This is a genomic window from Citrobacter sp. Igbk 17 (genome assembly GCF_028069775.1).
Lineage (GTDB): Bacteria > Pseudomonadota > Gammaproteobacteria > Enterobacterales > Enterobacteriaceae > Citrobacter.
This window is the reverse complement of record NZ_JANEWI010000017.1, coordinates 58,083-80,271: the sequence shown is the minus strand read 5'-3', so window position 1 is coordinate 80,271 and position 22,189 is coordinate 58,083. Positions and strand designations below refer to the sequence as shown.

The 22,189-nt window shown below is 50.6% G+C and carries 35 protein-coding genes; 5 read left to right on the top strand and 30 right to left on the bottom strand.

Going from position 1 to position 22,189, the window contains the following annotated elements; translation table 11 throughout:
* Nucleotides 1–16: 16 nt before the first annotated feature.
* From NNO08_RS12265 to NNO08_RS12120, 30 genes are all read right to left on the bottom strand, one after another.
* On the bottom strand, nt 17–286 hold the full coding sequence (locus NNO08_RS12265; protein WP_442870781.1) for a hypothetical protein: 270 nt from the start codon (nt 284–286) through the stop codon (nt 17–19).
* Nucleotides 287–328: 42 nt separating this feature from the next.
* Nucleotides 329–1,543 (bottom strand): phage major capsid protein, encoded by a 1,215-nt coding sequence (locus NNO08_RS12260; protein WP_271456797.1) that lies wholly within the window; start codon nt 1,541–1,543, stop codon nt 329–331.
* 14 nt (nt 1,544–1,557) lie between these two features.
* Nucleotides 1,558–2,211 (bottom strand): HK97 family phage prohead protease, encoded by a 654-nt coding sequence (locus NNO08_RS12255; protein ID WP_271456796.1) that lies wholly within the window; start codon nt 2,209–2,211, stop codon nt 1,558–1,560.
* Entirely contained in the window at nt 2,198–3,427 is a 1,230-nt protein-coding gene (locus NNO08_RS12250; RefSeq protein WP_271456795.1) for a phage portal protein, read from the bottom strand. The genes NNO08_RS12255 and NNO08_RS12250 overlap by 14 nt, the downstream gene beginning before the upstream one ends.
* Nucleotides 3,427–3,606 (bottom strand): hypothetical protein, encoded by a 180-nt coding sequence (locus tag NNO08_RS12245; RefSeq protein ID WP_271456794.1) that lies wholly within the window; start codon nt 3,604–3,606, stop codon nt 3,427–3,429. Before NNO08_RS12245 ends, NNO08_RS12250 begins: the two co-directional genes overlap by 1 nt.
* Nucleotides 3,607–3,617: 11 nt before the next feature.
* Nucleotides 3,618–5,351 carry a terminase large subunit gene (locus tag NNO08_RS12240; RefSeq protein WP_271456793.1) on the bottom strand — a complete coding sequence of 578 codons (1,734 nt, stop codon included), beginning with the start codon at nt 5,349–5,351 and terminating at the stop codon, nt 3,618–3,620.
* The gene (locus NNO08_RS12235) at nt 5,348–5,845 is read right to left on the bottom strand and encodes a phage terminase small subunit P27 family (protein ID WP_271456792.1); all 498 of its coding nucleotides are present in this window, start codon (nt 5,843–5,845) and stop codon (nt 5,348–5,350) included. Before NNO08_RS12235 ends, NNO08_RS12240 begins: the two co-directional genes overlap by 4 nt.
* 126 nt (nt 5,846–5,971) lie before the next feature.
* The gene (locus tag NNO08_RS12230) at nt 5,972–6,322 is read right to left on the bottom strand and encodes an HNH endonuclease (protein ID WP_271456791.1); all 351 of its coding nucleotides are present in this window, start codon (nt 6,320–6,322) and stop codon (nt 5,972–5,974) included.
* A gap of 360 nt (nt 6,323–6,682) precedes the next feature.
* Nucleotides 6,683–6,907, bottom strand: coding sequence for a hypothetical protein (locus NNO08_RS12225; protein ID WP_271456790.1), 225 nt, complete (start codon nt 6,905–6,907; stop codon nt 6,683–6,685).
* Nucleotides 6,908–6,936: 29 nt separating this feature from the next.
* A complete protein-coding gene (locus tag NNO08_RS12220) occupies nt 6,937–7,455 on the bottom strand; it encodes a DUF2514 domain-containing protein (RefSeq protein WP_271456789.1) in 519 nt (172 codons plus the stop codon).
* Nucleotides 7,452–8,000, bottom strand: coding sequence for a lysozyme (locus NNO08_RS12215; RefSeq protein WP_271456788.1), 549 nt, complete (start codon nt 7,998–8,000; stop codon nt 7,452–7,454). The genes NNO08_RS12220 and NNO08_RS12215 overlap by 4 nt, the downstream gene beginning before the upstream one ends.
* Complete coding sequence (locus NNO08_RS12210) at nt 7,972–8,250, bottom strand: phage holin (protein WP_016150433.1); 279 nt, start codon at nt 8,248–8,250, stop codon at nt 7,972–7,974. The genes NNO08_RS12215 and NNO08_RS12210 overlap by 29 nt, the downstream gene beginning before the upstream one ends.
* Nucleotides 8,251–8,631: 381 nt before the next feature.
* The gene (locus tag NNO08_RS12205; protein WP_271456813.1) at nt 8,632–9,237 is read right to left on the bottom strand and encodes a hypothetical protein; all 606 of its coding nucleotides are present in this window, start codon (nt 9,235–9,237) and stop codon (nt 8,632–8,634) included.
* A gap of 13 nt (nt 9,238–9,250) precedes the next feature.
* Entirely contained in the window at nt 9,251–10,291 is a 1,041-nt protein-coding gene (locus NNO08_RS12200; RefSeq protein ID WP_271456787.1) for a DUF968 domain-containing protein, read from the bottom strand.
* On the bottom strand, nt 10,288–10,647 hold the full coding sequence (locus tag NNO08_RS12195; RefSeq protein WP_149607946.1) for a RusA family crossover junction endodeoxyribonuclease: 360 nt from the start codon (nt 10,645–10,647) through the stop codon (nt 10,288–10,290). The genes NNO08_RS12200 and NNO08_RS12195 overlap by 4 nt, the downstream gene beginning before the upstream one ends.
* Before the next feature lie 2 nt (nt 10,648–10,649).
* Nucleotides 10,650–10,850: a hypothetical protein gene (locus tag NNO08_RS12190; RefSeq protein WP_048235144.1), complete on the bottom strand. Its 201-nt coding sequence runs from the start codon at nt 10,848–10,850 to the stop codon at nt 10,650–10,652.
* A 128-nt stretch (nt 10,851–10,978) separates the two neighbouring features.
* On the bottom strand, nt 10,979–11,224 hold the full coding sequence (locus NNO08_RS12185) for a hypothetical protein (protein ID WP_048221170.1): 246 nt from the start codon (nt 11,222–11,224) through the stop codon (nt 10,979–10,981).
* A 44-nt stretch (nt 11,225–11,268) separates the two neighbouring features.
* On the bottom strand, nt 11,269–11,502 hold the full coding sequence (locus NNO08_RS12180; protein ID WP_240389252.1) for a DinI family protein: 234 nt from the start codon (nt 11,500–11,502) through the stop codon (nt 11,269–11,271).
* 277 nt (nt 11,503–11,779) lie between these two features.
* Complete coding sequence (locus NNO08_RS12175; protein ID WP_193160572.1) at nt 11,780–12,106, bottom strand: hypothetical protein; 327 nt, start codon at nt 12,104–12,106, stop codon at nt 11,780–11,782.
* A gap of 66 nt (nt 12,107–12,172) precedes the next feature.
* On the bottom strand, nt 12,173–12,430 hold the full coding sequence (locus NNO08_RS12170) for a DNA polymerase III subunit theta (protein WP_271456786.1): 258 nt from the start codon (nt 12,428–12,430) through the stop codon (nt 12,173–12,175).
* A gap of 56 nt (nt 12,431–12,486) precedes the next feature.
* Entirely contained in the window at nt 12,487–13,446 is a 960-nt protein-coding gene (locus tag NNO08_RS12165) for a hypothetical protein (protein ID WP_271456785.1), read from the bottom strand.
* Nucleotides 13,447–13,449: 3 nt separating this feature from the next.
* Complete coding sequence (locus NNO08_RS12160) at nt 13,450–13,620, bottom strand: hypothetical protein (RefSeq protein ID WP_271456784.1); 171 nt, start codon at nt 13,618–13,620, stop codon at nt 13,450–13,452.
* Nucleotide 13,621: 1 nt separating this feature from the next.
* Nucleotides 13,622–14,014: an ead/Ea22-like family protein gene (locus tag NNO08_RS12155; RefSeq protein WP_271456783.1), complete on the bottom strand. Its 393-nt coding sequence runs from the start codon at nt 14,012–14,014 to the stop codon at nt 13,622–13,624.
* Nucleotides 14,011–14,556 (bottom strand): hypothetical protein, encoded by a 546-nt coding sequence (locus NNO08_RS12150; RefSeq protein ID WP_271456782.1) that lies wholly within the window; start codon nt 14,554–14,556, stop codon nt 14,011–14,013. Before NNO08_RS12150 ends, NNO08_RS12155 begins: the two co-directional genes overlap by 4 nt.
* Complete coding sequence (locus tag NNO08_RS12145; protein ID WP_271456781.1) at nt 14,553–14,891, bottom strand: DUF977 family protein; 339 nt, start codon at nt 14,889–14,891, stop codon at nt 14,553–14,555. The genes NNO08_RS12150 and NNO08_RS12145 overlap by 4 nt, the downstream gene beginning before the upstream one ends.
* 5 nt (nt 14,892–14,896) lie before the next feature.
* Nucleotides 14,897–15,313, bottom strand: a complete 417-nt coding sequence (locus NNO08_RS12140) for a PerC family transcriptional regulator (RefSeq protein ID WP_271456780.1) — start codon at nt 15,311–15,313, stop codon at nt 14,897–14,899.
* A 19-nt stretch (nt 15,314–15,332) separates the two neighbouring features.
* On the bottom strand, nt 15,333–16,073 hold the full coding sequence (locus tag NNO08_RS12135; RefSeq protein ID WP_271456779.1) for an ATP-binding protein: 741 nt from the start codon (nt 16,071–16,073) through the stop codon (nt 15,333–15,335).
* A 2-nt stretch (nt 16,074–16,075) separates the two neighbouring features.
* A complete protein-coding gene (locus NNO08_RS12130; protein ID WP_271456778.1) occupies nt 16,076–16,876 on the bottom strand; it encodes a DUF1376 domain-containing protein in 801 nt (266 codons plus the stop codon).
* Between the two features lie 54 nt (nt 16,877–16,930).
* A complete protein-coding gene (locus NNO08_RS12125; protein WP_271456777.1) occupies nt 16,931–17,485 on the bottom strand; it encodes a toxin YdaT family protein in 555 nt (184 codons plus the stop codon).
* A 2-nt stretch (nt 17,486–17,487) separates the two neighbouring features.
* Nucleotides 17,488–17,718, bottom strand: a complete 231-nt coding sequence (locus NNO08_RS12120) for a transcriptional regulator (RefSeq protein WP_071698699.1) — start codon at nt 17,716–17,718, stop codon at nt 17,488–17,490.
* Nucleotides 17,719–17,840: 122 nt separating this feature from the next.
* Between NNO08_RS12120 and NNO08_RS12115 the strand changes: the two genes are divergently transcribed.
* The 5 genes from NNO08_RS12115 (at nt 17,841) to NNO08_RS12095 (ending at nt 22,119) form a co-directional block, all read left to right on the top strand.
* A complete protein-coding gene (locus NNO08_RS12115; protein WP_071698698.1) occupies nt 17,841–18,245 on the top strand; it encodes a helix-turn-helix domain-containing protein in 405 nt (134 codons plus the stop codon).
* 207 nt (nt 18,246–18,452) lie between these two features.
* The gene (locus tag NNO08_RS12110; RefSeq protein WP_271456815.1) at nt 18,453–18,668 is read left to right on the top strand and encodes a hypothetical protein; all 216 of its coding nucleotides are present in this window, start codon (nt 18,453–18,455) and stop codon (nt 18,666–18,668) included.
* Between the two features lie 161 nt (nt 18,669–18,829).
* Complete coding sequence (locus NNO08_RS12105; RefSeq protein ID WP_271456776.1) at nt 18,830–19,168, top strand: hypothetical protein; 339 nt, start codon at nt 18,830–18,832, stop codon at nt 19,166–19,168.
* 11 nt (nt 19,169–19,179) lie between these two features.
* The gene (locus NNO08_RS12100; RefSeq protein ID WP_271456775.1) at nt 19,180–19,506 is read left to right on the top strand and encodes an RrF2 family transcriptional regulator; all 327 of its coding nucleotides are present in this window, start codon (nt 19,180–19,182) and stop codon (nt 19,504–19,506) included.
* Nucleotides 19,507–19,647: 141 nt separating this feature from the next.
* Nucleotides 19,648–22,119, top strand: a complete 2,472-nt coding sequence (locus NNO08_RS12095; protein WP_271456774.1) for an exonuclease — start codon at nt 19,648–19,650, stop codon at nt 22,117–22,119.
* Nucleotides 22,120–22,189: the final 70 nt, after the last annotated feature.

The window sequence follows — 22,189 nt, the reverse complement described above, 5'->3', positions numbered from 1 at the left end:
TAACCCGCAGAGCGGGTTATTTTTTTGCATTTTTCTGCGACTTCTCATCCACTACAGAACCAGACTCACTATCTGGATCGGATTCAGAGGGCGGAGGTGGATCGTCATCAGGATTTGGTGCCGGCGGAACACCCCCCTCACCATCAGATTTGGTTTCTCCCAGAATGCCGATTTGCCCTGCAATCTCAATTGCACGAGCCGGGAGTTCTTCATGTTCACCAGCGTCAATAGTTTCGATACGGCAACCATCTGGCGACCACTTAAGCGGTTTTAAAAGGATGATCATTTCAACTCCTGAAGGCGGGCACCACCCCGCCTACGTTTGATGTTAAGGGGCTACAGGTGCGCCAATCTGCATGATCTTGATAGCCTGTGAATCTGTCAGCATGCCGCCAGTTCGTTTGGTGGTATAGAAACCAACAAATGGTTTGTTCGTGTACGGGTCGCGCAGAACACGAGTACCCAGGCGGTCAACAATCGTATAGCCACGTTTGAAGTTACCAAATGCAATGGCCTTGGCATCAGCGGCAATATCCGGCATTTGCTCGTTTTCAGCGATACCGTAGCCCACCAGCATTGACGGTTGACCGAGCTCCAGACCCGGGCGCCACAGGTAGTTGTCTTCTTTATCTTTCAGTATGCGCGCTGCAAACAGCGTGTTGTTGTTCATCATGAACTTGGCACCGTTGCGATGTACTTTGCGGAGCGTGTAAATCAGCTTGATGATCGCATCGGCTGTGAGCCCAGTGGCCGCGCCAGAGAGAATATGCTGCAGAGTGCCGAACGGACGGGTTTTGTCATCAACCAGGGTTGAGGCATAGGCCAGAAAACCCTTTGGTTTATCACTACCGTCACCAGTAGTGAAGGCAATTTCTTCCGCCTCAGAGAACCCTAACGCCAGCTCGCTATTGATCCACGACTCAACATCGAAGAACGAGTCATCAAGCATGGTTTGGGTCGCCTGTGGGTTAGCATAAATCTCACCCATGAACGGTTTAATCTGCGCCAGCGTTGGTGTATCTGTCGCGTTACGGGCATGTGTTTCACTCACCCAGGCCGATTTTGCACCACCGGTGTTGACCACCTTGCGATAGTCAGGCGTGCTCAATGAGATAACAGTCGCTTCCTGACGCATCACGACTTCATCATGCAACAGATTCAGAAGACTACGATCCAGATCTTCCGGCACAGCATAACCACCATCAGCATCCACACCAGTTTGAAGTGCTTTTTGTTCCAGTTCACGCAGGCCATCTTCATTACCCTTGCGGACAAAGTCCATAAAGGCTGCTTTGTGCTCGGTTACTGATTTGCCCTTTGAACCACCGCCAGGTCGTCTGGATGCAGCCAGTTCGGCTTCCAGATCGGACTTCAGATTTTCCAATTCGGACAGTTTACCGTTCAGTGTTTCAACCTGACCCGCCAGCGCGCCCTTTTCCTGCTCGATCGCATCAATTCGCTTATCGTTTTTTGATTTGAAGTCTTCAAACTTCGCCTGCAGTTCCTGCGCGACCAGCTCTACATCTTTAATTTCTACTGCCATGTTTTTACTCCAGATTAAAATGTGATGTTTTTAAGTGCATTCAAAGCAGAGTCCACATCATCAGCGTCGCGCAGATTCAGTGTGCTATATCCCCCGGCCATGAATGCTTTGGCCTGGGTTCGTGAGAGCCCAACATCACGCAGGACTCTTTCAATACTTTTCTGTGAAGGCAATTCGCCACGGGCAAACGCACTTTTCACATCGCTGATTCTCGCCTCGTCATTGGACGGAAACGTAACCGGGCTGACCTCCCACAGGTCGATCTCTTTGAGAAGAAACACCTCTTTTGATCGGTCGTACTCCCAGTCCTTCAGCATGTAGCCAATAGAAAGGCCGGTTAAAGAACCGGCCTTCATATGGGCGTGGGCACGCTTTGCGAGAGGATCGTCATCAATGAGAAGACGTCCTTTCACAAACAGTCCGATATCATCCTCTTTCATATCGGTGTAAATACCGATCGGCTCATCCATCTGGTGCTGCCAGAGCATTGCAGGAAGAGATTTCTTCTCCCGCCATGTTTCCAGAGACTTGCTGAACGCGCCCGGTACAACCACGTCGTCGTAGCTGTCCTTAACACCAAACACAGAGCCATAGCCTTCAAACTCACCGTTGTCGCTGACGGATTTCAGTTTCAGCGGTATATCCATCCGCTGCTTAGTCATCGGCATTTTTATGTTCCTCAGTTTTGGCTTGTTTACTGCCATCGGATGGTTTCGTTGTCATGTTCATTGGTGTGAGGTAAACATCGCCACCTGGACGAGGGTTGCGATCCTCCAGCTCAAGACAATCATTGGGTGAGTACATACCCCAGTTAATGGCTGTCGCATAAGCATCAAATCGAGACTTCATATCGCCACGCAACAGAGCTCCCACGTTAAACTTCGCGTAATAAACACCCTGTTTGGAATCTTTAATCAGGCCAATGTTGATGCGCTGTTCAATGCGTGTGAGGTAGGGAACAAGGGAGTAGTTTATAAACCCCATCCCTAGCTCTTCGATATTGCTGTATGTTGCTCGGTCAGTGTTCTGAACCATGTGCATCGGCACACGAAACAGTCGGCAAATTTCCTCTAACTGAAATTTACGGGTCTCAAGGAACTGGCTGTCCTCTGCGTTCAACGCCATTGATTTCCAGTCCAGACCCATTTCAAGGATCATGGGTCGATGGGCATTTCCCAGCCCCTGATGTTTTTCCTCAAAATCAGCTTTCAGGCGGGCGTATGCCGCATCGCTTAATTCGCTATCTGTTCGCAATACCCCTGATGTGACAGCACCATTGCCAAAAAGTCTGGCGCCATGTTCTTCAGTGGCTAAACCAAGAGAAATGGCTTCCCTTGCGTAAGCGATAGGATTCAGCCCCACCAGCCCATCCAGTGTCATGATGCGAACATGCCAGACATCATCCTGGCTGAGCACGTCTGTTGAGCCATCAGGAAATGTTACCTGGTAGACCGGTTCCCAATTGCTGTTGAGCTTTGGTACTACACATCCGGGGTCGATCGGTAACAGCTCTACGACCTCATTAAAGGCTTTTACTTTGTACGCGTAGAAATTCCCTCTAAGGCAGAGGCTGAGGATTACCAACTCCCAGAATTCCTGCGGAGTCATGTACCCATTGGGTTTTAGGGTCAGAAGTTTGAACAGCCTTTCTCCTGTCGCTTTTTTTTTCCCCGTATCAGTGGTCTGGAACAGACTGCAAGGTAGCATGCCGATGGATTCGGCAAGCACCCTGACGCAGGAAAAAACGGCAGTGAGCCGCATTGCGCGTTGGCTGCTTACGCGCTTGCCAGTATAGGTGTCATAGGTCAGCCCAATATCCTGCGCCAGTTCTGCTGGCGTGGTCACTGGTTGATCGCTTTTAGTGAACATCCCACGGAAGAACATCAGTCACCCCCGGTGCTGTTCAGCGAAGTTGACAAGAATTTTGCCATCAGCCAGGACCATAACAAGCACAGCAAACCACCAGAAATATAGCCAGCGGGGGGATAAATCATCCATGCCCCAAATGAAAGCAAAAGCGCCCCCAGCACTCCTATCAGCGGAGTGAGTATCGTCAGGATCATAAACGCCTCGGTTAAAGTGAACGTATGCCGCGTGATTCGATGCGTTCAGAAATTGAGTCAACCTTCTCGTAAAGCATCGAACGACCAATCGCCATAATCAGCGCAACCGCGCCGTCGATTTTGTTTTCGTTCTGCTCTTTGATCGGCTTAACCACATCGTCATTACCTGGCAGATATTTCCCGACGACGTTACTGATACACCAGCTCATGATCGGGTTGCCGTCGTGGTGAAAACGTCCCGACTCAATTGCTGCTTCCAGTTCTTTCATCGGGTCAGACATGTTGGTGTAGTTCTGGATTATGGTGATGGGGTTAAGCCCTTCATCAGCCAGGTCATGAGAAAGGCCCGTCGCACCGAATGGATCAATCGGAGACTCGCTTACTGGGTTGAGTTTGTTTGCTGCTTTGGCCTCTTCAAGGATGTAGCGATAATCAACCTCCGCGCCATCCGTTACCGTCAACAGTCCCATCTCAACCCACTTTTGAAAACGTTCAGCAGTCCGGCGATCCTCGTTCTTTTCTACGCTGTATACAGTGTCATACGGCACCCAGAACCGCGGCGCCACGCAGTAATAATGCGTTTTTCCGTCAATCTCCCGGGTAAAAAGCCGCGGCATGCTGTTCATATCCAGTTTGCGCGCCAGGTCGAACGCCAGCACGCAAGGTTGACCTTCGAACTGGTCCAGCGTCAGCGTCTTATCTTCGCAGTTCTGCCAGGACACCAGGTTGAAGAACGCGGCGCGGGCAGCGACCCAGATATTGAGGTGCTTCGTTTTGAACACGCCCGCCTGGCGGGCATTGTTAACTGCGCGCTGTTGCTGGCTCAACAGGAAGTCTCGGTACACCGACACCCCCATATTCGGGTTTGCCTTCTCCAGCACCTTCGGGTCGGTCCAGTCATCTCCTTCATCGACTGTATAAACAACGCCGAACAGCTCCTCATTGGGTACCGAGCCATTCAGCATCTCAATCACTTCACGGCGTTTGTCGTAGCAAGGCCCCTCGATGTTGTAGCCTGCTGTGGTGATCGCCCACATCAGCGGTTGCCGGCGGGCCCCCATGCCCGTCAGCATAGTGGTGTACAGCGAATCGGTCGGATGTTCATGATATTCGTCGACTATCGCACAGTGTGGCGAGGCCCCGTCGCCGGGATTGCCGATCAGTGGCTCGAAGCGGGCGCCGTCTTCCGGCCGGTTCAGGTTTGAGGCGTTTACCTCTATACCGAAAGCTTCCACCAGCAGTGGCGTGCGCTTGCACATCAAACGGGCTGGCCGAAATACTTCCCACGCCTGCTTTTCCGTTGTGGCGCCAGAGTAAACCTCTGCACCGAACTCGTTATCACAGGTGAAGCAGTAAAGCGCCACGCCTGCAGAAATCGCCGATTTTCCGTTCTTACGGGGGATCTCGGTATAGACCTCCCGGAAACGACGAAGCTTCGATCCCTTCTGCACCCAGCCAAAAGCACAGCAGATAATGAACAGCTGCCAGGGCTCCAGGGTGATTGGCATCCTTTTGAACGCCCACTCCCCCTTAGTGTGTGGCAGCAGCTGAATAAACTTCGCGGCCTTCTCCGCCATATCTTTATCAAAGCGGTACCGGAATTTTCGGCTTTTCTCCTGAGCCATATCATCGATATGGCGCTGGCAGGCCTGAATGACATACTGGCACGCCGGGAGCTTACCCCGCACAACGTTGCGGGCGTACTGATTCGCGGCGTTAACGTTGGGGTACGATTTGCGGCTCATGCGTTGATCATCTTCAGGAATGGGTTAGAGGTCTTCTTCTGGCCAGCGAGCCCGACCAGGCGCTGGCGACTGCTGGGGTCGAGGCCAAGCATCGAACCGGTAGAACTCATCTCCGATTCCTGTTCTTTCTTCGCGGTGAGCTCTGGATTCTTTATCTTTCCGCCCATCGCGCCGTTGATGGTAAGCCCATCATTCGCGATGTTCCTCACTGCACGGCGCCAGAACTCATAAGCAACGCACCAGCGTTCGAGCACAGCGAGATCAGTAACGCAGAGCAGGCCCTGACCGCATAACTCTTTCGTTGTCAGCTCCCACATGACGGTAGCCATAGGCAGACCATCGTCTTCTGCAAACCACTCCGGCGGTGCAACACCCTTGATGGGAGTGAACACCGGCTCTTCTTTGTTCAGGGCTCGCTTACCGGGATTCCCAGCCAGCTCCTTGCGCGCCGTTGGCTTTGGGCGGCGCCCGGAACGCCCCGCCGTTCCAGCCATAAGCGACACTCCTGGTTAAATTTGATTTTTCGCGGGTATAAAAAAACGAGGAGGCGGGCAGTCCGGAAGGCGCGCGGCCGCAGAGATTTGACCTCCCCCTCCCCTGGCTAATGATGACATCGATTCTCACTTGAGCCGATCACGCGCGGTCTTCGCGGCGTGGCACGACCAGCACAGGCTTTCAAGGTTGCTGTCTTCATCAGTACCGCCGTGGGCCTTCGCTTTGATGTGGTCCACGCAGGACGCCTGCTTCACGATCCCCTGCCGAAGATGGTTCTGACACAGCCCTTTGTCTCGCTTAAGTATCCGCTCCCGGATAACTTCCCACTTTGTTCCGTATCCACGCTGCTGTCGCGATTGACCTGGCTTATAGGACTTCCAGCCTTCACCTTTGTGATTTTCACAGTAGCCAGACGGGTCTGTTGTGGTGTTCCGACAGCAGCGAACGCGACAAGCCTTCGGTGTGCGCGGTGGCATATTCACTCCCCAAACGTATAGCATTATCGCAGGCACTCATTGAATGCCTGCTGTAATGCTTGCCACTCTCTCGCAGTGGCCGCGCTCATGCCCTTGAGTTGATTACCCCGGTTCGTCTCTACTCCCCGTTAGCTCTAACCGATGCGCGACTGGCTATCACGCTGCGTTCCGGTGCACGATGTTCATTAACCCTAACCAGATGCAATGCTGGCTCTCTACATGGAGACTCGGGAGCAGGTCATTACCCTGCACTTGCCGCCTTTCGGCTGCTGCGGTCTATCCGTTTTACTGGTGCATAATTTTATCCTCTTGCCGTTATAACCATTATCAAGCCCACCCGCAGATGAGCTTTGGAATGGCTTACTCAGTTGGCTGAATATCGATGAAGTATTCTTTGCCCTGCTCAAACTGTTCGAATGCTGCCGGGTTGGAGATGTGCATCTGCAACAGACCGCCAGGTGTGTACTTTGACCAGTTTTTGTTTTCTGGGGTGTCTGCGGTTACAGGGCTCATGTGGACTGTACGATGTGAATCGTCTTCTGCTTTCTGGATGAAGTGACAACGAAATTTTGCGCGAACGGTCATTTTGATACCTCAATTAGCAAAAAGCCCCGCTATTGCGAGGCTGCGGGATTGTTATTTGGCTCTCTCACCGAGTCGTAAATGCGTTCACACGTCACTCCGGCGGTATAGCGTTCGTCAGCGATTCCAGCATATCGCTGAGCTTCTGCTGCAATATCTCCGAGCATGTTGGCGAGCATTCCTGCGGTGGCGTCGGTTGTTTTGCTTCTGACGGCAGCGGCAAGATCTGCGGTGTGCTTTGCGGCGTCCAGGCGGGCGGCAAGCTTTGTTGCTTCGGTACGCAACTGGCTAACAGTGGCAGACAGGCCAGCAGCAGTGGCAGCAGATTTAGCGGCTTGTGCTTGTGCATCTTTTACAGCCTCATCACGGGCAATTATGCGCCCTTGTTCAATCATACGGGCGGCAGTCTGAGCGTTCGCTGTTTGCGATGATTCCGCGCTGTCACGCTCTGCCCACTTCTTTTCCCAACCGCGGCTGCTCCATACACTACCCGCGATGAATGCAACGGCCACCAGCAACGAAATAACAATGAACTGATAGCGCAGGTTCACTGGTCTATCCCCCAGCACGTCAGCGCGCTTTCCTGGTCTCGACGCTCTACCTGCCCATAGCAGCCATTTTTCTGGCCTTTGGTCAGGCGACAATCGCGGCCGCCGTCTTTAATCCACCAGCGGATCGCTTCACAAGCACCTTTACGGTCGCCAGCATTTATTCGCTTATAGAACGTAGACGGGAAACATTTTCCGGGGCCGATGTTATATGGGCAGAAAGACGCGATCCCAGCTTTCTGTGGTTCGGTCAGTGGTACTTTGACATTTCGCTCAACCCACGCCAGCGCCTTGTCGCGTTCTATGGCGTTCACCTTGGCGCATTTCTGAGCAGACAGCTTCATGCCCTGAACTACTGGCTTACCATCAACCAACGTGGTGCCACGGCAAATAGTCCAGATTCCGCCGCCGTCGCGATATGCTGTCAGGCTGTTACCCTCTTTCTCATCCAGAAACTGATCGAGAATCACGGGCGCGGAAGCCCCCGCAAGAATCAAACCAACAACCGCTGCGCTCAGTTTATTCTTCAGCTTTGGTGGCATAGCCATTGCGCCGATCCTCCCGTTCTTTCCAGCGGAAATACCAGTTCACTGCACAGGTGATAACTGTGCATGCGATACCGACAATAATTGCCCAGTCACTCAGGCTTAACCCTGCAATTCTGTCGGCCAACATCCAGGACACCTCTTTTGCTGTTTTGGCTGTTTCGGCATATGCCTTCGCTGATACACCGCAGCCGGCAAGCGTGGTTCCTGATCCATATGAAAGTCTGCTGTAAATGGTGCTCATTCTGGTCATAGCCTCACCTCCGATTCTTCGGATGGCGCTGTGTGTGATGAAAGGGTCAGGCTTCACGGGCTGGATTTATCAACAAAGCACGTAGTGAGTGATACCCGTGAGCCTGAAATGAAAAAGCCCCGCAGAATTGCGAGGCTTAATATTTGTGGAAGATTAGATCGACGATATGACAGGGGTACTGGTGCAATGCACCTCGCGAATACCCCTGTCGTATCGCCGGAAAGCAAAAACCCCGCGCTGGCGGGGTTCTCGTTATATTCAAATTGTTCGCTTTTCGTCGCTGCCATCGTGGCGCAGCTCTGCCAAGCATGAATGAATTATCTAACTTTCTGGGTAGTTTTCAATACCAGACACAAAAAGCAGCACAAAAAAGCTAAAACATTATTCCTCGCTTTCCAAAAGTGCTTTCGCGGACAGGAACACCTTTGCTCTGAAAATTTGTAAACACCATTTCACTCGCTCTCTGGCCTTTTCTTGTGTCAGCCAGGGCGCAATCGCCTGCAGTTCCCGGGTTATATCTGAGATTTTTTTTCGTGTGGTGTAATACTGAAGACCAACAACATAAACCGGATCGTTTATATCCAGCGCCTGCAGTACGCATTGCTCAACAAAATCGACATCGTCACTATGCAGGGCCTCGTCAATTACACTGGCGGGCGACTGGGGCCAGAGAATGCTGTGTGCCCTGTTCATTGCCTGCTGTCCACGGAATCCCTCTTCTCTCGCCTGATTTAACGCAACGGTGAATCGCTCTAACGCCTTATCTGACCAGTTCCGTCCCTTAAGTACATTCCAGCACGCGTGTCCTCGCGGCATACGTGGTGCTGTTTTTCCACCCACACCATCACCCCATGTAGTGAGCAGGGATTTAATCCATCCGGACTGGATCCCCGTCAGAAGAATGCATTTACCCAGCCAGCTTTTACGCGGCGCAGATGCAGCTTTACCAAGTGCTTCAACATGATTGCGGCGTTGACGTGGTGTCATCCTGTTCTTCTCCTTACGCCAGAACGCCAAGCCTATAAGCCCGGTCCAGCACTCTGATTATCATTACCGGCTGAGGTGCATGGTTTCGCTCAAACTTCACCGGGTCGTTATGTAATTCTGTATGGCACTGGCGACACAAAGGGATCGCGAAAATATCATGCGCCTTCGTTGCCATACCTCCCTGCCCCCAGCCAATTAAATGGTGTGGGTCATCGGATGGTTTGCCGCAGCATTCACAGGGCTGTGTTTTAATCCATTCCAGATATCGGGGGGCCATCCAGCGGATTCGTTTTGGACGTTTCATATAGGTTTGCGGGGACTCAGGATCGACCAGAACACCAATTACTGGCTTTACCGCTGGAACCTGTGCTGGTGCCATGTTCACGGTTACTGCGCTGGCTTTGGCTGCAATGATGCTGGTGGCGGTTACACCGGGTTCGATATCGCATTCACGCATAACTGACTGATGCTCTTCCGAAGGAATATGAAGCGCCCGACTGGCTACTGTTTCGGGAATTGCGTCGGTAACACCCATACGCACCGCCCACCAGCATAGCTCCGCCAGCGACAGTTCTCTGGAAGGATCCTGATTCAGCGCCACCATAATGCTGTTGATAATCCAGCTAATAACATTACGTCTCGCCAGCTCTGCAAGTTGTTCGCTGTAGTGGTCACGCAAATGGTTATCACAATGCCCACACAGAAGAACCGATCCAGGTTCATGACGCAGAGTGGTTAACTCGTGATAATGGTAATCGCTGTGTGGCCACTGGCAGCAGCTGCCGCCATAACGCAAAAGCCAGTAATCAAGGCCGCTCAAACCACCAGCAGCCTTCATAACCTTTTCATCCAGGAAGAACGGCCACAGTGACTCGTCACTGGCAAGCGGCTGGCGAACGTCAGGAACACGGCCAGCAGGCAAACGCTCCATACCTGCTGGCTGGCTTTCTACCAGTACACGTTCGCAACTGAATAATGACATCAGCTCGCTGCCCGGCTTGAGCAGCACAATTCCAAGCTCACGCGCAACCACCGGCTTCAGCAGCGCCCTCATTCTGCAATCTCCCCGATAATTATTTGTCCCTTCTCTCCCCATAATTTTGTGACGCGTGAATCCCAGATGTGAGCGTCATCTTCGTAAATAGCATCCATCAGGGCTTTCATCATGTTGTCGAAATCAGGTTTAGCCTGGTGTGGTTTGCCGTTGAACTCAGCACGTTTCTTTTTGCTCCAGCTCGCTGGCATCGGAAGAATGAAGGTGACATGTGAACCGCTTTCCGCCAGCTCAACACCCCGCAGACGAACTTCATCACAGAAAGCGCGGTAACGCAGAACCTCAGGGCGCTTTTTCCATTTGTCAGCGCGCGTCATTCGGGGCTTGCCCATTGGGGTGATATCGTAGACTTTCACAATCACCTCCAGATCCGTTGTTGCCAGGTTCTGTCCTGACGCGGAGGCTTAGATACTTCTGGCAAGAACGCGCTGATCGTCCAGTGAATGAAGTCATTATCCAGACTACGCTCGGTCTTAATCTGCTTTGCGCGATAGCGGGCTTCCAGTTCGTCAGCCTGCTCAGTGGTGAGTTGGGTATGTTGAAACCAGCTTTTCTTCATAACGCACCTCTGGATGCGACAAAAAGAAAATCGCTGGCGTTGGTTAACGTCAGTATGTGGGATTGCTTGAATTGATCTTGCGCCATGGGCTTTTCTCCTGTGGCGCAGCAGGTATAGGTTGTTCAGGCCTATGACGGGAGTGTAACAGAATTCTGGGTAACGCGATAACCAGCCCTTTCCAGCATCTGAGTAAACAACGTTGGTGTACCAATAATTTCATTATCCTGAAGAGGCATGAAAGACACCATGCTACCGCGGCGGTACATCAGGGCGCGCTCACACTCAGGAAATGATTGCAGTCTGGCAACGATGACCCCATCGTGACATCTGATGACTGCGTAGCCTTTTTTGGGCAATTCTACTTTTTCTTTCACTTAAACTCCCCCATGCAAACGGGATCAAAGTAACACCCAAAAAATTAATAAAACCAGTCGTCCGCACTTTCCCAGGTTTCCTGGAGGATAGTCTCTATTTTCTTTTTATCTTCCTTGTCGCCACCAAAAACACTTAAACCATCCGCACCAGCGCGGCGGATTGTGAGCCTGCAATTGTCATAGTGATCATTCAGACGCTTAAGCAATTCTTTCTCCAGCGCTGGTACCGCGCCTTTAGGAAGTTCTTTCATGCGATCAATGGTTAATTCAACTTTCATAATGGTCCCCATTGCATATACTGTGTTTTTATACAGTATACCGATACACGGAAATGATCAACGGTTTAAGAGCACAAATTGTTAATTTCCTGTCGGTAGTAAAACAAGAAAACCCGCCGTAGCGGGTTGAATTAGCAATGTTTTATTAAGCTGCCATTTGTTTATGATGACAAAACTCCGGCAAGATTACACGCACCAGAGCTTTGGCGAACTACTGCAATATTCAGTGATGAATGGAGATAAACTAAATCAAATGTTGTCTGCCATTTTATTTTGCTTAAAACGGGGCTGAGTCTGCTGCTGATGGCCTGGTTGAATTTATGATAAACGTGACCACGCCTATCACATTCACATCATCAAGAACTTGCCCTTCAAGAGCTTCACCATCTGACGTGATAAGAGATTTCCCCATCAGCTTTGCAAACTGCATAGTGCCGCAGTTATTGATGAGTATCATGTTACCCTGCTTCACTCTCAATGACCTGTCGATGACCGCATATCCGGATGATGTTTCAATGGGAATGCAGTTGGCATCGATATGGCACAGGATATCAATGTTCAGGGTACGCTCGACGTAGTCGTTAGCGGGAGACGGGAAGCCCATATAAACACCTCACAATAAATACTGTATACATATACAGTATAATTGTAGTCCGAAGGTGTCAAACGGTTACTTCTTCTCGTTCTGCGCAGCCATATCCAGATAGCGCGGATCGGATACTTTCGGTAGTGTCAGGCTCTGCTCTCGGTAGAAGCGCACTCGCTCCATGAAGTATTCACGCAGATGCTCTGGCTGCTCACGGGCTACCTGCTCAGCGATTACCGGCATGTTCAGGCGCTCTTTGTACGCTACGCCGCTGGCCGCCAAATCAACGTTAACCTTGTCCTGCTCGTCTTTTGATTTTGCTGCGATATTGAAATCAGACATAAGAAAATCCCCTCGGTTTATGGAGGGGATTATACATCACTGGTCGTGGATATGGACTAAGGCTTAAATCGGTGCTTTGTGAGCCGCGCCCCCATTTTCATTTCATCTCTTATCACTGCGGGATACGCGCTACCAGCCTGACCTGGTTCATTACTGCCGGTACAAGCGTTGTTATGGTCATTCGCATGAGGGCATCGCTTGTTACCGCATTCTGGGCACACAACGAACCGCATGTCATTCATCGTCACTGGCCTGCAGGCGCGACACTGGCAATCATAGGTTGCCGTAGCGCTTCCAGCATCGGAATAACCCAAGCCTTTATCCGTGAACGAGATGATTACCTTTGTAGGGTCGGAACACTGAGGTTCCTCCCCATGCCGGAACACAACAAAACTGCAGCCATGTATCTCGGCCAGTCGCTCTGCCTCTACTTTCCAACCATCCATAGCTACCGGAGAGTTGCCAGCCTGAAGAATTGCGGCGCTGCGTCCAGCCTTCCACGCAGATTCAGCCATCACGCCGAGAGTTTGCTTAGCTGCAGTGGTGTATTGGTTATGCTGATAATGCTCATGCCATTCCCTGCCGAACCATGAGTAGAAATTGTCGTCAACATCAACCACCGCTGGCTGCTCACCTGTGATGTAAGCAGGAGCTTTGCCAATTGGCGGCTTCCAGAGTTGGCCACCGTGCCAGGTGTAGCCTTCACTTTCAAGCGTTGCCACTGCCGCCAGATGCTCCGGTACTGGCTGTGGTAACTGTGGTGCTGCGTAGAGCTTTGTCCCTACAGGAAGGCGATCGATATCATCTTGGTGATAATCGATATCTCGGTTGTGAGTTAATTCCCCGTCAACTCCATATTCATGCGCCTGGCAAATTTCAGCCACCGGCTCCTGCTCCATGCTGGCGATAAGCTGGCGGACCATCACGATGATAATCTCTGGCGGCACACCTTCGGCAAATTCACGATTACTGATAACTTCGTTCAGGAACTGCTTGGTCGGGTAGTGTTTGGTCATGGGTTAGTCCTTCTTCCAAGTGGCGCTGAATATCTCAACCGCATCACCACGGCAGGGGTTATCCATCTTCATGCTGTTGCACTGACCGTACTCAACATCGACAAAATCAGTAATATCTTTGTCTGTCGCCTCATCGGGGACATCAATTTCGATTGTCACAACAATTGTCTTCATCTCACTCCCCCTTCACGCCAATGCCAGCGGCGCGGATTGCTCTTTCAACATCGCGCTCGTAACGCAACGCCTGGAAAACGCCATCAATGAAATACTCATCATCAGCACATGCTGCTGGTAAGTTCACCTTTCGCGCCTCCAGTTCTGCTATGCGCTTTTCTGCGGCTTCCAGCGCATCCAGCAATGCCAGAACGGTGTCAGGGTTAGCAGCCTGCGAAAACTCACGGTTTGCTTCCGCATCCGGACCTTCAAAGTGCGCGATGATGAAGTTACCGTTGGCCTGGTTGTCAGAACTGCAAATAGCCTCCCAGCCATCGCCAGACTCTTTAATCCATTCTCCGGCACTTGCTGCCCGCGACTTGCTGCGCAGCGCCTGTTTGTTGAGTGCTGTCATTGGGCTGCCTCCTGGCGAAGAATTTCAGCAAAGACTTTCAACTCGTAGATATCCCTGCGAATAGAATCCCAAACTGCACCAATAGCAAAAGTGTCAGGGTGCATACCGTCTAATTGCTGCTGTTTAACCTCAATCATGCGCTCCACACCCTGCGCCCGCACTTCAGCCAGGAAAGAATCGGTGGCCTTGAAAGGATTCTCAGCATCGACATCGCGAGATACGTATGTGTTGATTTCAGAAACGTAATCCATCGGAACACCGGCATACAGGTATTCGTCTGCATTCACGTACTCGTCGTGGTTTTCGCTAATGTCTGTCAGCAGACGCAGCATCTGTCCATTCTCCGCCGCCAACTCCCTGCACTTGCTCTCGGCGTTAGCGAGCTGTACTGCCATGTCTGCGTTTTGTGATTGCAGCTCTTCGATACCTGCTTTTGCAATATCACTGGCCTTTTCCACGACATTCATCAACTCGTTAATCGCAGCCAGTTTTGATTGCTGCAATGCGCATTTTTTCTCTAATTCTTCGTATGATGGTTTCATGCTGGCATCCTCCCCACGATAGCTATAACCCGGCGCATAACCGCACTTCCCCGAAAATCAGCTGGTAACTCATTCACAGACTTACTCGAGCCGTATGAGAATCGCTGGAGATCGAAATCAATCACCGCCTTCTGGTCTCTGAACAAACCAAGACGACCGTAACGAATGAGTTCGCCGCGTTCAGCTGCTACGCGGAAATACTTCTCAGCAGTCTGACGATGCAGCGACAACATCTGTGATGCCTCGCTAACGGTTAAGCGTCCACGGATTTTCACCTCTTCGATAATCACCCGGATAAGTGCCGCCTGCTCTTCTGGTGTATTTGGTCTTGGCATGCTGATCATCTCCGGGCCATACGCAGGCATTCATTACGTTGCTGCGCTATACGTGCCACTTCAGCTGAACTGCGGGCAATGTCTAACATGTCGGTATATACCTTTGCCGCGCGCCGCCAGAGTCCCCGGGACTTAAGGTCTTTCGCCATTTTCTCCGCTAATTGCGTTTCAACCGGATCGCTTTTCTCTTCCATGAAGGGCAGTTTTACGTCAGGTAATTTTGCATCCGGAGCGATGTTATAAACATACTGAGTTCCGTTATGAGTACGCAGGACTGTGCCACTGACAGTAAGCGCGCGCAGAAACTTACCTGCGGTACCGGATGGAATATCTAACGCTTCACACACATCACGTAATACGCAGTTCGGGGTATGGCGTACCACTATCGCTACCCGATCTTTCTGAGAGATTTCTATGGTCATTGGTCAATACTCGTTTTGGTTACTTCACAACCCGTAAGTGGGTCACATTTTTTCGATAACTTCCCCAGGCGAAATTTACCCAGATACCGTAATCCATGGTTAAGCGGTCCATGACCCGCTCCCCCAGAACTTTCGATAATTCGTCATAATTCAGGTTTGTAAGTACCCCCACTGGTTTCATTGACGCCATACGGCGATCGATTATCTGATTAAGTAATACCCACTCATTGCGCGTATCACGTTGAACACCCACCTCATCAAGAACAAGCAAATCAACCTTGCACAAATCATCCAGCAAATCGGACTCAGACTGGCCCTCGTCATAGCACTTGCGGGTGCGAAGCATCAAATCAGGTACTGTCACGACCAGAACGGAATAATCGTGCTGAAGCAGGTAGTTCCCGATTGCCGCGGCAAGATGATTTTTCCCTGTTCCGCAACTGCCGCTGAATATGAAACTGGTAAAGCCATTCCCAAAGTTATGGGCGTAGCTCTTTGCCATCGTCAGCGCGTGTTTCTGCCCGTCGTTGCTCACCTGGTAATTTGCAAATGAGCACCCCCTGTGCAACTCGCAGATCCCTGAACGCCCAAAAATCCTTTCTGAACGGTTACGCTGATTTTGTTTTTCCAGCTCAGCTGCGCGCTTTCGCCCTTCTTCCTGCTGCCAGGCCATTAACTCCTGACTGCTGGTAAATTTCGGCTGAACACCTGCAGGCATGAGATTACGTAGACGGCCAAGCAAATCATGCGTCGATTTCATCATTACCCCCTGAATCCCGGCGGGATCTGAGTGTCAGGTTGTGAAACGCCAAAGCCAGCCTGTCGACGTGTACCTGCCGATGGTGAGGAAGATTTGGCGCGTGATGTTTTCAGGCTGGAAGCAAAAGTCTGTTCCCACTGGATGTGGTGTTTAACTTTCCGTTCGCATTTCCAGTAATCCCGGAACTGCTGTAATTCGACGGCGGTATACCCAGGTAGATCCCCAAGGTTTATTCCCCACTGCGCAGCCTGGCGTACAAAGTCATCACCAGGTGTCCAGTCATCTGTGATCGGAAATTTGCCTATGGGCGGTAAAAAGCCACCTGGCGCGTATAACTCTCTCTCTTGGTTTTCTTTAAGATCTGTATCTGTATCTGTATCTTTATTAGTTGGGTTTCCGTTGGCGGTATGTTTTAACGGCGGCTCAACACCCGTTGAACACCCGTTGTTATTTTGTTCGTTATTCGCTCCTTTTTTAGCTTTTCTCGCCTGAGCGGATGCTTTTCCAGCTGCTGACTTTTGGCTGATTGAGTTTTTAACTACCTCCAGATCACGCTCTATACGCTCCTGTACCCATTCGGTACCGTTATCGTTAAAAAACTCTTTCAACGAAGGTTCAACGGCATCCCAACGGTCGTTACTCAGCCGTGCAATTTTCGATAGTCGGTTTTTGGGGATCGGGCGACCTGTTTGCCAATAATTGAACATCAGTAGCAGGTAAGCGCCATGCTCTTCTGTAGACAGATGCATGGTGTCCGCCAGGTAATCAGCAATGTAAAGTTGCATGTAAGGCAGAGCTGCCATGTTTACTCCCTTGTCCGGTTTCCCGGCGCGTAATGGTTATTGCTCAAAACTCGATTAAAACAATTGCGGCGCTACGGCGCTTATACTCGCCAGTAGTGGTCCCGCCGCATCAGCTGGTAGCATGTTGAACAAAGCGATTGCCGCTTCACGAATCTCCTTCTCGAGCTTCTGTAACGGCGCGCCGACTAATTTCGCCTGGTGTGCCTCACTGCACTCCTTGATAGCGTTCGCCACCAGCTCCGCTTCTGTGCTCGCATTACTTAACCCATGTTTTCTGGCAATCTGAACTGGCATAGCGGCAATAATTGAACCTGACAGCTGCATAACGTTAGCCGTGTACTTTTCTGATCCCCCTTCGTTTTTCAAATACCGGAATAAATTCTGCTTATTAACAGCAATTCCGCGGCCATCTGCTTTGGCCCATTCTTCTGCCACCAGCTGAGCGATCCGTTCCTGTGCCTGTCCTGGTAATGTCGATTCCCATTCACGAACGGCGGCCAATATGGCACGGTGCTGAATGCCGTCACGACGCTGGGGTTTAAAATGATTTTCCGTTTTCAACGGAATAGCTAAACGTTGGCTATGATGTTGATACGTGGCTGATTGCATGATTAAGCCTCCTTTTGAGGTAAACCATCAGTGGGGTTTGGATAAAGATCCGGTCTGATTTCGTGTGGGGTGACTTTCCAATCCAGCGCCCTGCAGGCGTTTAGCACCTCTGTGCTGGCGACTTGAGTGCGAAACCAGACTGAAACTGTCTGTGAGTTTTTGCCTAAGCGGCGAGCCAGTTCTGATTGGCTGCCACACAGTGAAAGTATTTTCTGTTGAATGTGATCTTTCATGCTTCCTCCCAATTTAAGAATCACATAATTGATAAATAATTTGTCAATGTCAAGAAACTTAATCAATCACATCTGATAAGAAAGTTTGTATGCTTGCTTATGGGTTTGATTTGGATACGAACATGAACTTCGAAGAAAGACTGTTACGAGCTCTTGATGAAGCTGGAATATCTCAATCTGAGTTGGGTCGCAGGGTTGGGGTAAACTCACAAACGGTTAGTAACTGGTGCAATACCGGAAATTTCCCACGCAAAGAGAAACTGGCCCTATTTCCAGAAGCTCTAGGTAAGCCGTTGTATTGGTTCTTTTTAACCGATGAAGAAGAGTCTTATCTTAAAGCGACCAGTGAAAGTAAAACGGTACTGAATGAGAAACAAGCTGCGCTACTGGAGATTTTTGACCAGCTACCAGAAGTCGAACAAACCCGCTTCATTGAACTAGCCAGCAATCGACTTGAAGAGCTTGATAAATTCATGGCTGAATTTCTCAGCAAAAGAAAGATCGAGCCATCCCCCACTAAAGATTGACTCCAACCATACAAGAGGTCGCTTAAGGCGGCCTTTTTTATTGCTTCCCACCGCCAAAAGAACCCACAAAAACAATCATTGATATAATTTATGTCAAATCATCATTGACTGATGACATATTTATTTGTAGTCTGATTTTAGAAAATCAGTCATCAAGGCAGGACGCCCACGAAGTAGCTGCCGGCGGCATACGAATCACCGGATGAGATGACAAGTATTAACACGCAGCAGGTTCAACGTTCCGCCAGCCTGGCGACAAGGGCAACGCAAGAGGATAAATCCATGATCGATTTCGCACGTAAACCAGTGCGGTGTCAGGCCGTACATCTAAATCGCATTGAAGTAATCATTCGACTGATTTGCTACACGCTTGCCCAGAAGGGCGAACCGTCTGCCGACCAACAGACTGCAGTTCGTTCATAACGAGTTTGACCAATGGCTGTTGCCAGCCTCATGCCCGGTGCACAGGGCATTGTGATGGTAATACCACCATCGTAACCAAACAGGAGACGAAGGCCTGTTCTGGTTAAATTGGAAAAGTGTTCTTTGCCCGTCCCGTGGCGGGCTTTTTTCCGGAGGTTTTTATGTCAGCTAACGATCTGGCATTGCGCTTCAGCAGCGCACCAGCCGAGGCATTAATCGGGTTTTTGCCTGTTCTGGAAGTAAAAGAAGCATTACGTGAAGAAGTTGAAAGTGATGTGATGGATGAAGTCTGGACTGAGCACAACTTTGAAATGGAAGCGATGGGTGAACAAGTTGATGAAACAGCCAGGCTCGCTCGTAAGTTTGAATGTGCGGCTGAAGCTCTTGGAACGGCGATCAAACTTGCTCTGACTCTCCCACATAATGAGGCAATGCAGGCTCTGAATGACGCCTTAAACGATAACCCAGGATACGGTCGCGAACCGGCAAAGGATGCATGATGGAGTTTGGAATGAAACGTGTGGTGGCATCTGTTCAGGTGGTTGCCATCCTCAACAGGATTTACAACGGCAGTCCGGTTTCCATCGCATCAATCAGTAAGGAATCGAAGCTGTCTGTGTCTTACCTCGAGCAGATTTTCTCGAAGTTGCGCAGCAGTGAAATCGTCACCAGCCAGCGTGGCGCTGGTGGCGGGTACCACCTTAGCAAAGCAAACCCCAGCGTGGCTGACGTCGTTCGCGCCGTAACTCACACGCCTGATTCATTCGAACCCGTGCTGAATGCTCTGGAGTGGGTCCCCGTCGCACAGCTGGTGCAGGGGAATTCCCCTACCCCATAAAGCACAAAACCCGCGCAAGGCGGGTTAAGTACCCGGTCAGCCGACCAAAGCTTTCCGGAACGAGTTTTGACCAATAACCACTACCTTAGGCGGCGATCATCAGCTGCCGGGTATCTTACAATCCAATGGAGCCCGAACGCAATGTTAACGTATGCGTATCTTATTAAAGCCAAAGCGAAAGCAACTGAGGCAAAAAACCTGTTTTGCTGGTTCTCTGCGAAATCAGATTCCCGTGCAGAACGCGAAATCCTCAATATTCTCGAAGACAACAATATTGCCGTCGGTCGTGGCGCCGACTATCAATTACCTGTCCGCACCAACTGGTTTGTTGTTGACGATCTTCCTGAGGAAAGCACTCTTGATGACACATGGTGCGATCGTTACGAACTGGCAGAAGACCAGCAGACGTGGCAACTGAAACAGAAGCCCGATGATGAAAATCTGGAGGCTTCCAGCCAGCAAAAACCAGAAACCTCCAGTGCCAATGTACCCACCAGCGATGCGCCAGCGCTGCTCCGCCCCATATCTCGCCTGCGCCTGTCTCAGCGACTAATTGCGCACCTGTTAAATGACGCTGAAGAGAAGGAAATCAGTGAAGCGCGGCACATCGAGATCGGAAAAATGGAACTGGACGAAAATGATCTCTATGTACAAAACCTGTTACTGGCCGTTGCGAATGTACCAGCGGTGAAAGAACTTTCTGCCCATGTTGAGTGGAAACTGGCAAACGCAATAAAAGAAGTCTTCGACCATGAGCAGGTCTATACCGTTGCTTCATTTGAGGAATTTATTACCGAATGGATAGAGGAACCAGAAGCACGGGCTGTTACCGTTCAGGAATGGGTTAACGATAAGAAAGCACGAATTGTGGGTGATGAGCCCACCGTTCCAGCTTTAACGCCAGAACTCATTACCGTTGCGACTCTCCCGCTACGCCAGCGCCTTTTGGCTCAGTTTATTTCTGAAGAATATGCTTACCATATTGATACTGAGCAGAAGAAAACCATTCAGGAACTCGAGCTGGATGTGGATAACAGCTATGTGCAAAACCTGCTGCTTGCCGCCGAGAATGTAGAACCATTCAGGAAAGCGCCAGAGATCGATATCTGGAAGATTGTCAGCGCGCTGAAAACCGTTTTTCCGGTTGATGGAAAACGAGTGGATTTGTCTACCGTAATTCAGTTCTTTAAGGCCTGGTTCAGTACTGAACACATCGACCGCGGGTTGCTGGTTAAAGAGTGGTGTAAGGGCAATCGTGTGTCACAGATTCAACGCTCTGATGCCGGAACCAACGCTGGTGGTGGCAATAAGACCGATCGTAACCCGGCACTTGTCCATACACTGGACACTCTGGACATTGATATTGCGCTGGCCACACTTCCAATGGATTTCAACATCTACGATATCCCTGGTGGCGTTTTCCGTCGTGCAAAAGAGATCATTGCTAAAAACGAAAGCCCGTTCAAAGAGTGGTCCGATGCCCTGCGCAAACGCGCTGGCATCCTGGATTATTCCCGCGCTGCGATTTTTGCCCTGATCCGGAATTGTCATCCAGAGCATCATAATTTTCCGGGCCGCTTATCTGGTTATATCAACGCGAACCTGACTGAAACCGACCACCAGCACCCAACTGAAGAAACCCTGGCGGCAGCCGGTCACGTGCCAGAAAAAAGCTGGGAAATCGAGATTAACGAGAAAGTCACAGCTGAACAGAAGGCAGGAGTCGAACAACCAGAAATCGCCAACATGGGCAACGGCGTGTTCTCCATCGATGGCCTGATGGGGAACCAGCAAGCGCCAGCGCTTTCTGTCGTAGACCAGGTACGCCAGCGCGCCGTCGAGGATAAGTTACATCATACCCATACAGAGGAAGCCACCAGCGATGTGCAGATGGAAGAAACTGACAACAACGAAATCAAAGCTAATCCTGAAGTGTCTCAGAGCGAAACAGCAGTTTTGCCAGTTAAAAGCACTGATGCAACTGGTGACGCGTCAGCTTCCCTGAATAATGAACCCGTTCACCATATTGAAACGGATCCCCTGAACGCTTTCTATACTCACCTGATGGTTGATATGGAAACCATGGGCAACGGTCCTGATGCCCCAATAGTCTCTATCGGCGCTGTATTTTTTGATCCTTCAACTGGTAACACTGGCGCCGAGTTTTACCAGGTTGTCAGTCTGGAGTCATCGATGTCGTTTGGCATGAAACCGGATGCGTCGACGATTCAGTGGTGGTTGAAACAATCATCTGAAGCCCGCTCTGTCATTCTTGTTGATGAAGCCATGGGGTTGCTTAAGACCCTCGAACTCCTGGCTGACTTTATTGCTGAAAACGCTGCTAACGGAAGCCACACAGTTCAGTTATGGGGTAATGGATGTTCGTTTGATAACGTCATTCTTCGCCGCGCATACGCATTAACAGATACCCCCTTCGCTGTTCCGTTCTGGAATGACAGGGACGTAAGGACCATGGTCGAACTGGGTAAATCTGTCGGTATAAATCCGCGCTTCGACATCCCGTTTGAAGGTGATATGCACAATGCACTTTCTGACGCCCGGCATCAGGTCAAATACGTTTCTGCAATCTGGCAACGTCTGACCGCAAACTGATTTTCTAATTTCACAATTTATGGGTCCTGCCTGGTATGTTTTTACAGGCAGGCCATCAGAGAGATGAGCT